This is a genomic window from Mycolicibacterium duvalii, from assembly GCF_010726645.1.
GTDB lineage: Bacteria > Actinomycetota > Actinomycetes > Mycobacteriales > Mycobacteriaceae > Mycobacterium > Mycobacterium duvalii.
Genome location: NZ_AP022563.1, coordinates 4,064,071 through 4,077,719, shown reverse-complemented (window position 1 = coordinate 4,077,719; position 13,649 = coordinate 4,064,071). Strand labels below are relative to the sequence as shown.

The following is a 13,649-nucleotide window of genomic DNA, read 5'->3' as shown; positions in this document are numbered from 1 at the left end:
CGCGCGGGAACAAATCCGAACCGGGCTCGGTTGAGCTGATCGACAGTTGAGTGAGTCAGACTCAAGTCTGGTTTGACACCGGACCCTCCGGAGGAGCAGTCTTGAGCCTGGTTCGCTCAGTTAAAGAGTGAGTGCTTCGCACTCGTGACCCACATGAACGTCTATTCAGGAGGCAGCAACTATGGCTCGTGCGGTCGGTATCGACCTCGGGACCACCAACTCCGTCGTCGCAGTGCTCGAAGGTGGCGACCCCGTCGTCGTCGCCAACTCCGAAGGTGCTCGGACCACCCCGTCGGTCGTCGCGTTCGCGCGCAACGGCGAGGTGCTGGTCGGGCAGCCCGCCAAGAACCAGGCGGTGACCAACGTCGACCGGACGATCCGCTCGGTCAAGCGTCACATGGGCAGCGACTGGTCCATCGAGATCGACGACAAGAAGTACACGCCGCAGGAGATCAGCGCCCGCGTGCTGATGAAGCTCAAGCGCGACGCCGAGAGCTACCTGGGCGAGGACATCACCGACGCGGTCATCACGGTGCCCGCGTACTTCAACGACGCCCAGCGGCAGGCCACCAAGGAAGCCGGCCAGATCGCGGGCATGAACGTGCTGCGCATCGTCAACGAGCCGACTGCCGCCGCACTGGCCTACGGCCTGGACAAGGGCGAGAAGGAACAGACCATCCTGGTCTTCGACCTCGGTGGCGGCACCTTCGACGTGTCCCTGCTCGAGATCGGCGACGGTGTCGTCGAGGTCCGCGCCACCAGCGGTGACAACCACCTCGGTGGCGACGACTGGGACGACCGGATCGTCGAATGGCTGGTGGAGAAGTTCAAGGGCACCAGCGGCATCGACCTGACCAAGGACAAGATGGCCATGCAGCGGCTGCGTGAAGCCGCCGAGAAGGCGAAGATCGAACTCAGCTCGAGTCAGTCCACCTCGATCAACCTGCCCTACATCACCGTCGACGCCGACAAGAACCCGTTGTTCCTCGACGAGCAGCTGACCCGCGCCGAGTTCCAGCGCATCACCCAGGATCTGCTCGACCGCACGCGCAAGCCGTTCCAGCAGGTCGTCAAGGACGCCGGCATCGCCGTCGGCGACATCGACCACGTCGTGCTGGTCGGTGGTTCCACCCGGATGCCCGCGGTGTCCGATCTGGTCAAGGAGATGACCGGCGGTAAGGAGCCCAACAAGGGCGTCAACCCCGATGAGGTCGTCGCCGTGGGCGCCGCGCTGCAGGCGGGCGTGCTCAAGGGCGAGGTCAAAGATGTTCTGCTGCTTGACGTCACCCCGCTGAGCCTGGGCATCGAGACCAAGGGTGGCGTGATGACCAAGCTGATCGAGCGCAACACCACGATCCCGACCAAGCGGTCGGAGACCTTCACCACCGCCGACGACAACCAGCCGTCGGTGCAGATCCAGGTCTATCAGGGTGAGCGTGAGATCGCGGCGCACAACAAGCTGCTCGGCAGCTTCGAGCTGACCGGAATTCCGCCGGCCCCGCGCGGCGTGCCGCAGATCGAGGTGACCTTCGACATCGACGCCAACGGCATCGTGCACGTCACCGCGAAGGACAAGGGCACCGGCAAGGAGAACACGATCCGCATCCAGGAAGGCTCCGGCCTGTCCAAGGAGGAGATCGACCGGATGGTCAAGGACGCCGAGGCGCACGCCGAGGAGGACCGTCAGCGTCGCGAGGAGGCCGACGTCCGCAACCAGGCCGAGTCGCTGGTCTACCAGACGGAGAAGTTCGTCAAGGAGCAGCGCGAGGGCGAAGGTGGGTCCAAGGTTCCCGAGGACACCCTGGGCAAGGTGGATTCGGCCATCGCCGACGCCAAGAAGGCGCTGGAGGGCACCGACATCGCGGCGATCAAGTCGGCGATGGAGAAGCTCGGCGAGGAGAGCCAGGCCCTGGGCCAGGCGATCTACGAGGCCACCCAGGCCGAACAGGGCGCCGCTGCCGGCGACGCCACCGGTGCGGGACCGGGTGCCGACGATGTCGTCGACGCCGAGGTTGTGGAGGACGACAGCCCGAATGGTGGCGAGCGCAAGTGAGTGACGCAGCTGACCGAGAGGAACCGATCACCGTCACCGACAAGCGGCGCATCGATCCCGACACCGGTCAGGTGCGCGACGCTCCGCCCGCCGGACCGGCCCCCAGTGGGCCGGCTCCGGCGGAGTTCGTCGGTGAGTCACCGGAGGAGGCCGACAAGGCCGCGGAGCTGCTCGCCGACCTGCAGCGCGTCCAGGCCGATTTCGCCAACTACCGCCGGCGGGCACTGCGCGACCAGCAGGTGACCGCCGACCGCGCCAAGGCGGCGGTCCTGAGCGAACTGTTGCCGGTGCTCGACGATCTGGAACGGGCCCGCAGCCACGGCGATCTCGAGTCCGGACCGCTGAAGGTGGTGGCCGACAAGCTGACTGCTGTCCTGGAAGCGCAGGGACTCGTGGCGTTCGGCGCCGAGGGTGACCCGTTCGACCCCGAACTGCACGAAGCGGTGCAGCACGAGGGCGAAGGCACGCATCCGGTGCTCGGCACGGTGATGCGGCGCGGCTACCGCATCGGCGAGCAGGTGGTGCGCCACGCGATGGTCGGTGTCGTCGACACCGAACCCGACGCCGCCGAGGGCGGCAATACCGGATCTGGGCCCGACGAAGCCGCAGAATCGAATTGACAACCGACGTCCGACGAGAAAGGTGAGGAGGTGACCCGATATGGCCCAGCGCGAGTGGGTTGAGAAGGACTTCTACAAGGAGCTCGGCGTCGCCTCCGATGCCAGCCAGGACGAGATCAAGCGGGCAGCCCGCAAGATCCTCGCCGAGAACCACCCGGACCGGAACCCGGGGAATTCGGTGGCCGAAGAGCGCTACAAGGCGGCCTCGGAAGCCAAAGAGGTGCTGACCGACCCGGCCAAGCGCAAGGAGTACGACGAGACCCGCCGCCTGTTCGCCGGCGGCGGGTTCGGCCGCGGCCGGTTCGGCGGCGGGGGCGGGTTCGGCGGGTTCGGCGGCGCCGACGGCGCGGAGTTCAACCTCAACGACCTGTTCGACGCCGCCGGCCAGACCGGCGGCGCGAACATCGGTGATCTGTTCGGCGGACTGTTCGGGCGAGGTTCCCAGCAGGCGCGGCCCAGCCGTCCGCGGCGGGGCAACGACCTCGAGACCGAGACCGAGCTCAGCTTCCTGGAAGCCACCAAGGGCGTCGCGATGCCGCTGCGGCTGACCAGCCCGGCGCCATGCACCAACTGCCACGGCAGCGGGGCCCGGCCGGGCACCAGCCCCAAGGTGTGCCCGAACTGCAACGGTGCCGGGGTGGTCAACCGCAACCAGGGCGCGTTCGGGTTCTCCGAACCGTGTACGGAGTGCCGTGGCAGCGGATCGATCATCGAGAACCCGTGTGACGAGTGCCGGGGCACCGGCGTGACCACGCGGACCCGCACGATCAACGTGCGTATCCCGCCCGGCGTCGAGGACGGTCAGCGCATCCGGCTGGCCGGCCAGGGCGAGGCCGGTCTCCGCGGGGCTCCGTCGGGCGATCTCTACGTGACCGTGCACGTCCGTCCGGACAAGGTGTTCGGCCGCAACGGTGACGATCTGACGGTGACCGTTCCGGTCAGCTTCCACGAGCTGGCGTTGGGGACGACACTGTCGGTGCCGACGCTGGAGGGCAAGGTCGGGGTGCGGGTGCCCAAGGGCACCTCCGACGGCCGGATCCTGCGGGTGCGCGGCCGCGGTGTGCCGAAGCGGTCCGGCGGCCACGGTGACCTGCTCGTCACGGTGAAGGTCGCGGTCCCGCCGAAACTGGAGGGCGAGGCCGCCGAAGCGCTGGAGGCCTACGCCAAGGCCGAACGAGCGAGCGGGTTCGACCCGCGGGCCGGCTGGGTCGGTGCCTGATGAGCGCTTGCGCGAAGAAGCGAGTGCCCTGATGGCCGCCGATCGCAACAGCGAGGCCAGGACGTTTCTGATCTCGGTGGCCGCGGAGTTGGCCGGCATGCACGCGCAGACGCTCCGCACCTACGACCGGCTCGGTCTGGTCAGCCCGCAACGCAGTTCCGGTGGGGGACGGCGCTATTCGCAGCGTGACGTCGACCTGCTACGCGAGGTGCAGCGACTGTCCCAGGACGAGGGCGTCAACCTCGCGGGCATCAAACGCATCATCGAGCTGACCAATCAGGTCGAGGCGCTGCAGTCGCGGGTTCGCGAGCTGTCCGACGAGGTCGAGCGGCTGCGGGCCCAGCCGCGGGCCAAGAGCACCGCGCTGGTGGTGTGGCAGCCGCGCAATCAGCGCTGACGCTGCCCGCGGTTCAGGTGACCGCGATGCGGAACCGGGCCACCGCGGATTCGCCGGGCGCCACCGTGCGGTAGCCGCCGCGTCGCAACGCGTCGGTAGGGGCGGCCATCGGTTCGAAGCACACCACGTCGTCGTCACCCGGAGCGAACACCTGCGCCGCGGTGAAACCCTCGTCGAAATGCACCTCGATGCGCCGGTCGCCGCCGGAGAGAGCGAAGACCGACCCGGGTGCGACCTCGTCGAAGCCGTCGTCGATGAATCTGTCCCCCAACAACTCTGAGGCGGCGGCGCGCTGCTCGACGCGCCCGGTCGGGATGCCCCACGCGTTCACCGGCTGGTAGCGCATGGCGGGCGTGTCGATCGTCCACTGCGCGCGCGGGACACCCGGCAACTGCAGATAGGGGTGGAAGCCGAAGCACAGCGGCACCCGGGACCCGCTCGTCGCGGTCACGGTGGTCGTCACCGTCAGCGTGCGGTCGGCCAGTGTGATGTCGAGGGTCAGCAGGTGCGGGAACGGAAAGCTGGCCAGCAGCCCCGGCCGGGCCGCGAAGTCCAGCTCGGCGGTCAGCTGCGACTCCAGCATCGTGGTGACGGTCCAGTCCTTGTACGCGGCCAGGGTGCCGTGGATCGGCACGCCGTGCTGATCGGTGCGCACCCCTCCGGTGCCGGGCGTCAGCGTCACCACGGCGCCGTCGACGCCGTAGCCCATGCTGGACAGCCGGTTGGCCCACGGGTACAGGATCGGGATGCCCATCGTCTTGTGGTTGGACACGTAGGCGCGCAGGCCGCGACGCTGTCCGAGCAGCTCCATCCCGTCATCGGACAACGACGTGGCGACCATGCCGGCGCCGGGAACATAGGTCGCCGTCAGCGCAGACGACGGGTCGCGCAGCGTGACGGTCTCGAACTCGTCCATGACGTTCGATCCTGCCACGCCGCGGCCCTCAGCTGGCCAGCGGATCGTGGCGGATGCGTTCGGCGGGCGCACCTTTGGCCAGCAACGCCGTCTTGGTGGCGGCCACCATCTGCGGTCCGCCGCAGATCAGGATCTGGCGGTCGCCCCAGCTGCCGTACTGGGTGACGATCTCGGGCAACGTCCCGACCTGCCGGACATGCAATCCGCGGGGCGGAGTCGGGTCGGGGTAGTCGCGCGCCCAGGGCGGATCGAAGTTGAGCTCCGACACCGGTGTCACCGACAGCCACGGATTGGTCGACGCGATCTCCCACAGCGTGGGCAGGTCGTAGAGCTCACAGGGGTACTTCGCCCCGAAGAACAGGTGCACCCGCGGGTTCTCGCCGAACCGGGACAGATCCATGATCAGCGCTCGCAGCGGTGCCAGCCCGGTGCGGCCGGCGATCATCAGCACGTCACCGTCGTCCCGGTCGACGTGCAGCGCCCCGTGCGGATTGGCCAGCCGCCAGCGGTCGCCGGGCGCCGTCTCGCCGACGACGGTGGTGCTGACCATTCCGCCCGGCACCGACCGGACGTGGAACTCGACGTAGCCGGCCGGGTCGGCCGGTATCGCCGGGCTGAGGTACCGCCAGCGCCGCGGCCACTGGGGCACCTGCACCGGCAGGTACTGGCCGGGGTGGTAGTTCAGCGGGTGGTCCATCTTCAACCGGATCACCGACACGTCGCGGGTGGGCCGCAGCACGTCGAGCACGCTGCCGTCGCAGAACGGCGGGGTGGTCTCGGCGTCGGCGGCGCCGCTCATCACCCCGATGATCAGCGTGACGACGTCGGTGACCGCCTCGGCGAGGCGCCGGTCCCAGTAGTCGGTCAGCGCTGCGCGCAGGGCATCGAGCATCGCGTCGTGCAGGGTGACGTAGTGCTGCTGGGTGACTCCGTACTTGCGGTGGTCGCGACCGAGTTGGGCGAGGAAGCCCACCGGTTCCTCCGCGCGCTGGGCGATCAGCTCGTCGCACAACCAGGACAGCGCATGGGCGAAGGCTTTTCGCTGTGTGTGCATGTCGGGCGGGAACAGATCGCGCGCCGAGGGGTCCGCAGCGAACCACCGCGTGTACAGGTCGGCGATCAGCTGGTCGGACCCCGACGCGGGATCGAGCGCATCCCGCAGGATGCGCATCGACTCCCGGTCTTCGAGGCCCACGCGCAGATACTAGGTCACTGCGGCGCGGACTTCCCGGCCCGCACGGCTGCGGCCGTCACCAGCGCGAGTCCGGCCAGGGCCCAACAGCTCAGCACGATGACGGCGGTCGACGAGCCGGCCCCGCCGAACGCCGCGGCCGACCGCAGCAGGGTCGCGGTGGCGCCCTGCGGAAGCAGCTGACCGACATCCCCCCAGCCGGCCGGCAGCATCTCCGGGGCACTGGTCAGCCCGGACAGCGGGTTGCCGACGAGCAGCGCCAGCAGCGCGCCGGCGGCGAGCCCGGCGCGCCCGAACAATGCGCCCAGCCCGAGCAGGAACATCAGCGCCGCGCCGATACCGAGGGTCAGCGCCCCGGTCACCGCCCACACGTGGTGGTCGATCGAGCCCAACACGAAACGCAAGAGCAGCGCCAGCGTGACCGCCGAAATTACGGTGAACGACAGCGCGGCCGCGAGCTGGGTCCACGGCCGGCCGGGCAGCAACAGCACCAAGGCGATCGCCGGGAGCAGACCGGCCAGCGTGATCGGCAGCGCCGAGGCCGCCAGGCCCGCGCCGCGCGGGTCGTCGGCGGTGGGCGGAGCGAGGTCCTCGACGCCGACGGGGACACCGAGCTGCTGGCCGAGCGTGGCGCCGAGCTGGGTGAGTAGTTGCGCGACCGCCGGGCTGGCGCCGGTGGCGATCAGCATCGTCGGCGCCGCGCCGGGCCGGCCGGGCAGCACCAGGCCGCCGTAGACGTCGCGGGAGGTGATCGCCTCGCGCAGCGCGTCTTCGCTGGGGTAGTAGGTCACCTCGAATGCGCCGGGCGCGCGCTGCTCGAGGGTTTCGGCGACCTGGGCGCCGGCGGCCTGCGGCCCGGCGGCGCCGATGGGGACACCGTGCGGCCCGGAGCGTGCCGCGGGCAGCGCGAACGCGATCGCCACCAGGGCGATCACCACGGTGAGGAACCCGACCACGGCTGTGGCCCGCACGGCGGCCGGGGCTTCGTGCGCGGTGGTGGGGGACTGGCGGTGCTGCGTGGGCGGTCATGTCGCCCTCTTTTCACTGAGCGTTGAAATACCTGTCGGATCGAGCGTAAGGCCGCGACGGTATAAATTCAACAGCGAATGAAATGTTAGGGTCGACAGGTGCCTCCAGCAGCAAAAACAGACAAGCGCCGCGGCCGCCGTCAGGGTGCGCCGGTGTCGCGGGAGGCGGTTCTGGCGGCGGCGCAGAAGCGGTTCGCGCAGGACGGATACGACCGGACCACCCTGCGGGCCATCGCGCGCGACGCACATGTCGATCCGTCGATGGTGCTGTATCTCTTCGGCTCCAAGGAGCAACTGTTCCGGGACTCATTGAGCCAGGTCCTCGATCCGCAGGTGCTCGTCGCCGCGCTGGCCGGAAGCGGGGATGACGAACCGGACATCGGCACCCGGATGGTGCGCGCCTACCTGGGCATCTGGGAGGCGCCCGAGAGTGCGGCCGCCATGCGCGCGATGCTCGCGTCGGCGACGTCGAACCCCGACGCCCTCGACGCCTTCCGCGGCTTCCTGCGCACCTACGTGCTGACCGCGGTGTCCGGGGTACTCGGCGGCGACGAGCAGGCGCGGCTGCGCGCGACGCTGGCCGCCAGCAGCCTGGTGGGCACCGCGATGCTGCGCTACCTGGTCGGCGTGCCGCCGCTGTCGGAGCTGCCGAGCGAGGACGTGGTGCGGCTGGTGGCTCCGACGGTCACCCGGTATCTGACGGCCGACGCCGCCGAGCTGGGGCTGCCCGACCTATAGCGCGTGAATTCCCTTGTACAGCACCAGAAGACCGATGACCACCAGGATCACGGCGACCAGCGTGGCGTGCTGACGCTCCATCCACTCCTTGAGCCGGTTCAGCGCGTCGTCGAGGCGGCCGCGCGACAGCGCGAAGCCGAGGACCGGGATCGCGACGCTGCTGCCCGCCACCGCCACGAACCACGCCACCGCGATCCAGATCGCCGGTGAGTCGATGCCGGCCGAGCCGATGGCCAAACCCGCTGCGGCGCAGAGGAACAGAACCTTCGGGTTGACTACCGTGAGCATCGCGGAGATCAGCACTGCCTGAGCCGGCGACAGCGAGCTCATCCGGGTCATCCACCCCGGCATGTGCTCGGAGCGCTTCCTGGTCACCCAGCGATAGATACCGAAGACCACCAGTGCGCAACCGATCACGATGCGCAGCCAGGAGGCCCAACTCGGGGGACGCTCGCCGACGCCGCCGACCAGGTTCGACGCCCCGAGGAACACGCCCGTCAGTGCCGTCAGGCCGACCAGCCACCCGCCCACGAACGCCAGCCCCGTCGGGACGGGCCGTGGGCTGTGCAGCACCAGCACCGCCGGGATGATGGTCAGCGGCGACAACGCGATGACCAGACCGAGTGGGATCAGCTCGGCCAGAATCGATCCCCAACTTCCCGACACCGGGAAAAGGTAGCAAGGACTCGGCGTGGCTGTCGGCGATCACCGATGAGTCCGGCGAGCCGGCGAGGTCGGTACTGCAAGCCCGGAAAGGAGGGTGCATGCAGATCGGTCATCTTCTCGCGGTCGTTCACGTCACCGACATCGAGGTCAGCAGAGCGTGGTACGCGGCGTTGTTCGGGCGGTGCGAGGACAACAACCCGATGCCGACGTTGGTGGAATGGCAGGTGCTGCCCGGTGCGTGGGTGCAGGTGTTCCGCGACCCGGTCCGGGCCGGCACCGACGAGATCAACGTCGCCGTCGACGATCTCGAACGTCACATCGACGAGCTGAGAGAGCGCGGGCTGAGTCCCGGTGCCATCGCCGAGGCGAACAAGGGGGTCCGGTTGTCCCGGTTCCCCGATCCCGACGGCAACGTGGTCAGCCTCATCGGCGGCTTCCGCGTCGACTACTGAGAAGTCACCGGCCTTCGAACTGGTTGCGTCCCAGGGACTCGACGAAGCTCGGGCCGAGCACGTCGAGTTCGCGGCCGTAGTCCGCGGCCCAGGTCCCGTACGGGTGATGGGCGAGGAACTCGTTGCGGAACCGCTGGTCTTCGGAGACTTCGGTGGTGCAGAACGACGGGATGTGCAGATCGACCACCGGGTTGTTGCGCTCGACCTCGGCCAGAATCAGCGGGGCGTCATCGGCCAGGAACCGGTCGATGACCCAGCCGTCCTCGCCCAACCAGACCGATGAGCGGACCTTGACCACGACGTGCTCGGCTCGCGCGACGATCTGACCGGCCACCAGCGCGTCGAGTTCGCGCTCGGCCTCGTAGCGGGTGCCACCGGCGGCCGGTCCCTTGGCCGTCATGGTGCCGATCGCCTCGTCGCCCAGGGCGGCGACCAGCTCGGCGGGCGGGCGCTCGACCTCCGCGGGCGCGGGCCCCTGCAGGCGCACGCGCACCGCGTATCCGTCGGCGGCGAACAGGTAGGCCTGCGCGATCAACACCGGGCTCGGATCCGATGCGGCCACGGCGGGCATATCGCGGACGAAGAACTTGCGCTCGAACTCGAAGTCGCCGAAACCGGACTCGGACATAGCGCACGCTAACCCGTCCGGTCACCTGACCAGCGGACATGGCGCTCGTGTCCGCCGCCGGAAAATCTGATAGAACTGATCAGACTTGAGCGGAACACACTCAACCTTGACTGCGTTGAGCTAGGCGAGAAGCATTTCGAAGGGCGGCAGAGCGTCCTTCGGCGAACGAAAGGAAGCTTCGTGGACTCGTTCAACCCGACCACCAAGACTCAGGCGGCGCTGACGTCGGCGCTGCAGGCCGCATCGGCCGCGGGTAATCCGCAGATCGTGCCCGCGCACCTGCTGATGGCCCTGTTGACGCAGGCCGACGGGATCGCCGCGCCGCTGCTGGAAGCCGTCGGTGTCGAACCCGCGACCATCCGCACCGAGACCCAGCGCCTGCTCGACCGGCTGCCGAGCGCCACCGGTGCCAGCACCCAGCCCCAGCTGTCCCGCGAGGCGCTCTCGGCCATGACCTCGGCCCAGCATCTGGCCACCGAGATGGACGACGAGTACGTCTCCACCGAACACGTCATGGTGGGTCTGGCGAGCAACGACACCGACGTCGCGAAACTGTTGACCGGCCACGGCGCATCGCCGCAGGCGCTGCGCGAGGCGTTCGTGAAGGTGCGCGGCAGCGCCCGGGTCACCAGCCCCGATCCGGAAGGCAGCTACCAGGCGCTGGAGAAGTACTCCACCGACCTGACCGCACGGGCCCGCGAAGGCAAGCTCGACCCGGTGATCGGCCGGGACAACGAGATCCGGCGGGTCGTGCAGGTGCTGAGCCGGCGCACCAAGAACAACCCGGTGCTCATCGGCGAACCCGGCGTCGGCAAGACGGCGATCGTCGAAGGCCTGGCCCAGCGCGTCGTCGCCGGTGACGTGCCCGAGAGCCTCCGCGACAAGACCGTCATCAGCCTGGACCTGGGCTCGATGGTCGCCGGCGCGAAGTACCGGGGTGAGTTCGAGGAGCGGCTGAAGGCCGTTCTCGACGACATCAAGAACTCGGCCGGCCAGATCATCACGTTCATCGACGAGTTGCACACCATCGTCGGCGCCGGCGCGACCGGCGAGTCGGCGATGGACGCCGGCAACATGATCAAGCCGATGCTGGCCCGCGGCGAGCTGCGCCTGGTCGGCGCCACCACGCTCGACGAATACCGCAAGTACATCGAGAAGGACGCGGCCCTGGAGCGCCGCTTCCAGCAGGTGCTGGTGGGCGAGCCGTCGGTGGAGGACACCGTCGGCATCCTGCGCGGGCTCAAGGAGCGCTACGAGGTGCACCACGGCGTGCGCATCACCGACTCGGCGTTGGTGACCGCGGCGAGCCTGTCCGACCGCTACATCACCAGCCGCTTCCTGCCGGACAAGGCCATCGACCTGGTCGACGAGGCCGCGTCGCGGCTGCGGATGGAGATCGACTCCCGCCCCGTCGAGATCGACGAGGTGGAGCGGTTGGTCCGCCGGCTGGAGATCGAGGAGATGGCGCTGGCCAAAGAGGAGGACGAAGCCTCGAAGGACCGGCTGGAGAAGCTGCGCGCCGAGTTGGCCGATTACAAGGAAAAGCTCTCCGAGCTGACCACCAGGTGGCAGAACGAGAAGAGTGCGATCGACGTCGTCCGCGAACTGAAAGAACAGCTCGAGGACCTGCGCGGTGCGGCCGACCGGGCCGAACGCGACGGTGACCTGGCCAAGGCCGCCGAGTTGCGTTACGGCCGCATCCCCGAGGTCGAGAAGAAGCTCGACGCCGCGCTGCCGCACGCCGAGGCGCGCGAGGACGTGATGCTCAAGGAGGAGGTCGGCCCCGACGACATCGCCGACGTGGTGTCGGCGTGGACCGGGATTCCGGCCGGCCGCATGCTCGAGGGGGAGACCGCCAAGCTGCTGCGCATGGAGGACGAGCTGGGCAAGCGCGTCGTCGGGCAGCGGGCCGCGGTGTCCGCGGTCTCGGATGCGGTGCGGCGCAGCCGGGCCGGCGTGGCCGACCCGAACCGGCCCACGGGCTCGTTCATGTTCCTCGGGCCCACCGGTGTCGGTAAGACCGAGCTGGCCAAGGCCCTGGCGGAGTTCCTGTTCGACGACGAGCGGGCGATGGTGCGCATCGACATGAGTGAGTACGGCGAGAAGCACTCGGTGGCCCGCCTGGTCGGCGCCCCTCCCGGCTACGTGGGTTACGACCAGGGCGGCCAGCTGACCGAGGCGGTGCGGCGGCGGCCGTACACGGTGATCCTGTTCGACGAGATCGAGAAGGCTCACCCGGACGTCTTCGACGTGCTGCTGGCTGTGCTCGACGAGGGCCGCCTGACCGACGGCCAGGGTCGCACGGTCGACTTCCGCAACACCATCCTGATCCTGACCTCGAACCTCGGCGCCGGTGGCTCCGAGGAGCAGGTGATGGCCGCGGTGCGCGCGGCGTTCAAGCCCGAGTTCATCAACCGGCTCGACGACGTGATCATCTTCCACGGCCTCGAACCCGGCGAACTGGTGTCGATCGTCGACATCCAGCTCGAGCAGCTGGCCAAACGGCTGGCCCAGCGCAGGCTCACCCTCGAGGTGTCCCTGCCGGCTAAGCAGTGGCTCGCCCAACGCGGCTTCGACCCGCTCTACGGCGCGCGGCCGCTGCGCCGGCTCATCCAGCAGGCCATCGGCGACCAGCTGGCGAAGTTGCTGCTGGCCGGTGAGGTGCACGACGGCGACGTGGTGCCGGTCAACGTCAGCCCCGACGGCGACGCCCTCGTGCTGGGCTGAGTTTCTCGGCGAGAAGCCGCGCAGCCCCCGTTTCCTGGCGAAACGGGGGGCTTTCGCGTCTGCTCCCGGTAGAGACCGGGTTGTGACCAGCTCGAGTTCTGGAGAAACCGCTACCTGCAAGTAGGCTAGGAGGCGATGGTTCCGCTTTGGTTCACGCTGTCTGCACTCTGCTTCGTGGGTGCGGCGGTGTTGTTGTACGTCGACCACGACCGTCGGCGCGGCCTGGGCCGGCGCCGGAAGTCCTGGGCCAAGTCGCACGGCTTCGACTACGAGCAGGAATCGGTCGACATCCTTCAGCGGTGGAAGCGCGGCGTCATGTCGACCGTGGGGGACGTCCGGGCCCGCAACGTGGTGCTCGGGCAGATCCGCGGCGAGGCCGTGTTCATCTTCGACCTCGACGACGTGGCCACGGTGATCGCGCTGCACCGCAAGGTCGGCACCAACGTCGTGGTCGACATGCGTCTGAAGGGCATCAAGGAACCGCGCGAGAGCGACATCTGGCTGCTCGGTGCCATCGGCCCGCGGATGGTCTACTCGACCAACCTCGATGCGGCGCGGCGCGCGTGCGACCGCCGGATGGTGACGTTCGCCCACACCGCGCCGGACTGCGCCGAGATCATGTGGAACGAGCAGAACTGGACGCTGGTGAGCATGCCGATCAGCAGCACCAGGGCCCAGTGGGATGAGGGCCTGCGCACGGTGCGCCAGTTCAACGACCTGCTGCGGGTGTTGCCCCCGGTGCCGTCGACGGCCCCGGCGCCGGTCGCCCGGCGCAGCGGGTCGCCGAGCCGTCCGCTGACCCCTGCGCCGGCGGGTCGGCCCGATATGCCGTCGCCGCGCGGCGAGATGCCCCCACCCCGTGGCGATGCGCCCCGTCCGCGGCCCGACACGCCCCCGCCGAATTACGGCCCGCCGCGGTCCGACCCGGGCCGGCGCGCCCCCCAGCCGCCGGGCGCCCCGCCGCAGAGCGGTCGGCAGTCCCCGAACCTGCAGCGGTAAGTATCCTGGCGGGC

The 13,649-nt window shown here is 69.2% G+C and carries 13 protein-coding genes; 8 read left to right on the top strand and 5 right to left on the bottom strand.

What is annotated here, in order from left to right:
- Window positions 1-181 precede the first annotated feature (181 nt).
- From dnaK to G6N31_RS19280, 4 genes are read left to right on the top strand one after another with little or no spacing between them, the layout of a single operon-like run.
- Window positions 182-2,053: a molecular chaperone DnaK gene (dnaK, locus tag G6N31_RS19295; protein ID WP_098005510.1), complete on the top strand. Its 1,872-nt coding sequence runs from the start codon at window positions 182-184 to the stop codon at window positions 2,051-2,053.
- Entirely contained in the window at window positions 2,050-2,673 is a 624-nt protein-coding gene (gene grpE / locus G6N31_RS19290) for a nucleotide exchange factor GrpE (RefSeq protein WP_098005512.1), read from the top strand. The genes dnaK and grpE overlap by 4 nt, the downstream gene beginning before the upstream one ends.
- Before the next feature lie 40 nt (window positions 2,674-2,713).
- Complete coding sequence (gene dnaJ, locus G6N31_RS19285; protein ID WP_098005514.1) at window positions 2,714-3,892, top strand: molecular chaperone DnaJ; 1,179 nt, start codon at window positions 2,714-2,716, stop codon at window positions 3,890-3,892.
- Between the two features lie 31 nt (window positions 3,893-3,923).
- The gene (locus tag G6N31_RS19280) at window positions 3,924-4,289 is read left to right on the top strand and encodes a heat shock protein transcriptional repressor HspR (RefSeq protein WP_098005590.1); all 366 of its coding nucleotides are present in this window, start codon (window positions 3,924-3,926) and stop codon (window positions 4,287-4,289) included.
- 13 nt (window positions 4,290-4,302) lie between these two features.
- Here the strand turns inward: G6N31_RS19280 and G6N31_RS19275 are convergent, their stop codons facing one another.
- From G6N31_RS19275 to G6N31_RS19265, 3 genes are read right to left on the bottom strand one after another with little or no spacing between them, the layout of a single operon-like run.
- Window positions 4,303-5,205 carry an aldose 1-epimerase gene (locus tag G6N31_RS19275; protein ID WP_098005516.1) on the bottom strand — a complete coding sequence of 301 codons (903 nt, stop codon included), beginning with the start codon at window positions 5,203-5,205 and terminating at the stop codon, window positions 4,303-4,305.
- Window positions 5,206-5,233: 28 nt separating this feature from the next.
- Complete coding sequence (locus G6N31_RS19270; protein ID WP_098005518.1) at window positions 5,234-6,400, bottom strand: FAD-binding oxidoreductase; 1,167 nt, start codon at window positions 6,398-6,400, stop codon at window positions 5,234-5,236.
- A 14-nt stretch (window positions 6,401-6,414) separates the two neighbouring features.
- Window positions 6,415-7,368, bottom strand: coding sequence for a hypothetical protein (locus G6N31_RS19265; protein WP_098005520.1), 954 nt, complete (start codon window positions 7,366-7,368; stop codon window positions 6,415-6,417).
- Between the two features lie 156 nt (window positions 7,369-7,524).
- Between G6N31_RS19265 and G6N31_RS19260 the strand changes: the two genes are divergently transcribed.
- Window positions 7,525-8,163 carry a TetR/AcrR family transcriptional regulator gene (locus tag G6N31_RS19260; protein WP_098005522.1) on the top strand — a complete coding sequence of 213 codons (639 nt, stop codon included), beginning with the start codon at window positions 7,525-7,527 and terminating at the stop codon, window positions 8,161-8,163.
- Here G6N31_RS19260 and G6N31_RS19255 read toward each other — a convergent pair.
- The gene (locus G6N31_RS19255; RefSeq protein WP_098005524.1) at window positions 8,158-8,829 is read right to left on the bottom strand and encodes a GAP family protein; all 672 of its coding nucleotides are present in this window, start codon (window positions 8,827-8,829) and stop codon (window positions 8,158-8,160) included. The genes G6N31_RS19260 and G6N31_RS19255 overlap by 6 nt on opposite strands.
- A 98-nt stretch (window positions 8,830-8,927) precedes the next feature.
- Between G6N31_RS19255 and G6N31_RS19250 the strand changes: the two genes are divergently transcribed.
- The gene (locus G6N31_RS19250; RefSeq protein WP_098005526.1) at window positions 8,928-9,281 is read left to right on the top strand and encodes a VOC family protein; all 354 of its coding nucleotides are present in this window, start codon (window positions 8,928-8,930) and stop codon (window positions 9,279-9,281) included.
- A 4-nt stretch (window positions 9,282-9,285) separates the two neighbouring features.
- Here the strand turns inward: G6N31_RS19250 and G6N31_RS19245 are convergent, their stop codons facing one another.
- Window positions 9,286-9,909 (bottom strand): CYTH domain-containing protein, encoded by a 624-nt coding sequence (locus G6N31_RS19245; protein ID WP_098005528.1) that lies wholly within the window; start codon window positions 9,907-9,909, stop codon window positions 9,286-9,288.
- A 180-nt stretch (window positions 9,910-10,089) separates the two neighbouring features.
- Between G6N31_RS19245 and clpB the strand changes: the two genes are divergently transcribed.
- On the top strand, window positions 10,090-12,636 hold the full coding sequence (clpB, locus tag G6N31_RS19240; RefSeq protein WP_098005530.1) for an ATP-dependent chaperone ClpB: 2,547 nt from the start codon (window positions 10,090-10,092) through the stop codon (window positions 12,634-12,636).
- Between the two features lie 135 nt (window positions 12,637-12,771).
- Entirely contained in the window at window positions 12,772-13,635 is an 864-nt protein-coding gene (ttfA, locus tag G6N31_RS19235) for a trehalose monomycolate transport factor TtfA (protein WP_098005532.1), read from the top strand.
- Window positions 13,636-13,649: the final 14 nt, after the last annotated feature.

What these genes read in the sequence shown, in the direction of transcription:
- dnaK (WP_098005510.1), top strand. Translation starts at nt 182, where the DNA reads ATGGCTCGTGCGGTCGGTATCGACCTCGGGACCACCAACTCCGTCGTC.
- dnaJ (WP_098005514.1), top strand. Translation starts at nt 2,714, where the DNA reads ATGGCCCAGCGCGAGTGGGTTGAGAAGGACTTCTACAAGGAGCTCGGC.
- G6N31_RS19280 (WP_098005590.1), top strand. Translation starts at nt 3,924, where the DNA reads ATGGCCGCCGATCGCAACAGCGAGGCCAGGACGTTTCTGATCTCGGTG.
- G6N31_RS19275 (WP_098005516.1), bottom strand. Translation starts at nt 5,205, where the DNA reads ATGGACGAGTTCGAGACCGTCACGCTGCGCGACCCGTCGTCTGCGCTG.
- G6N31_RS19250 (WP_098005526.1), top strand. Translation starts at nt 8,928, where the DNA reads ATGCAGATCGGTCATCTTCTCGCGGTCGTTCACGTCACCGACATCGAG.
- G6N31_RS19245 (WP_098005528.1), bottom strand. Translation starts at nt 9,909, where the DNA reads ATGTCCGAGTCCGGTTTCGGCGACTTCGAGTTCGAGCGCAAGTTCTTC.
- ttfA (WP_098005532.1), top strand. Translation starts at nt 12,772, where the DNA reads ATGGTTCCGCTTTGGTTCACGCTGTCTGCACTCTGCTTCGTGGGTGCG.